This is a genomic window from uncultured Campylobacter sp. (assembly GCF_938018035.1).
Lineage (GTDB): Bacteria > Campylobacterota > Campylobacteria > Campylobacterales > Campylobacteraceae > Campylobacter_B.
Genome location: NZ_CALIJF010000342.1, coordinates 1 through 1,105, shown reverse-complemented (window position 1 = coordinate 1,105; position 1,105 = coordinate 1). Strand labels below are relative to the sequence as shown.

The following is a 1,105-nucleotide window of genomic DNA, read 5'->3' as shown; positions in this document are numbered from 1 at the left end:
GTCGATCAGTCTATCCGCCATAGCGATCTTTCCTTTGTCTTTTAAATTTAGAAATTTAGCCCGCCGTATTTGCTCTTGCCGTTTGCCTATTGAAATTTTAATTTTGCGGGATTGCACTCTTTGTCGGCTTTGCAATCTTCTAACTTTTTGATCATCTCATTCAAATATTCTTTATTGTATGCCAAATCTCGAGCCATCGTCATATATTTAATTACCTCGTCTATATCTAAAGAGTGATAAAAGTAAGTTAGTGCGCAAAATAAGCAAGATTCGCCTATTTTGCCTACTTCACAAGCCCTAGATAATCTTTTGGCTCTCTTTAACTTAAGCTCACACAAAGGAGCAGTAAGTTACGATGAGCACAATGAAAAATAAGTATATAATCCGTTCCCGAATTTCAGAAAAGAAATTTAGAGAAATTCTCAAGTATTTTGCAGAGGATATAGAAGCATCAAAGATATCGAATTTAACTAAAATCTCAGAAGCAACCCTATGTAAAATCTTTAGGGAAATAAGAATTCTTATGTCTAAAGAGTGTGAAAATATAAGCAAATTTAGCGGTGAGATAGAAATAGACGAAAGCTACTTCGGAGCCAAAAGAGTAAGAGGCAAGAGAGGTAGAGGTGCAAGCGGAAAGCAGCCGGTATTTGGAATGCTTAAAAGAGATGGTAAGGTCTATACCCAGATAGTTAAAAACTGTTCTGCAAATGAACTAATACCCATATTATCGGAATTTAGCGAATTAGATGAGAGTGTGATTTATTCTGATTGTTGGAAAGCTTATGATGGATTAGTGGATTACGGAGCTAAGGCTCACTACAGAGTAAAGCACTCCAAAAATGAATTCGCTAATGGGAAAAACCATATAAACGGCATTGAGAATTTCTGGGGATATGCTAAACATAGACTAGCTAAATTTAAAGGGATAAAGAAAGAGAATTTTTTGCTTCATCTTAAAGAATGTGAATTTAGATATAATAACAGTAAAAATGCGAAAACTTTCTATCATATTTTACTAAAGATGATAAGAGAGAATCCGCTTAAGTTTAATTGAGCCTAAAATTTTATCTCGCGTCTGCTTGGATGTCGCCGCTCGCGCGATCAA

At 35.3% G+C, this 1,105-nt stretch carries 1 protein-coding gene; it reads left to right on the top strand.

Features of this window, described 5'->3' with window-relative positions; all coding sequences use genetic code 11:
- Window positions 1–355 precede the first annotated feature (355 nt).
- Window positions 356–1,054, top strand: a complete 699-nt coding sequence (locus Q0257_RS10410; RefSeq protein ID WP_298024627.1) for an IS1595 family transposase — start codon at window positions 356–358, stop codon at window positions 1,052–1,054.
- The last annotated feature ends 51 nt before the right edge of the window (window positions 1,055–1,105 follow it).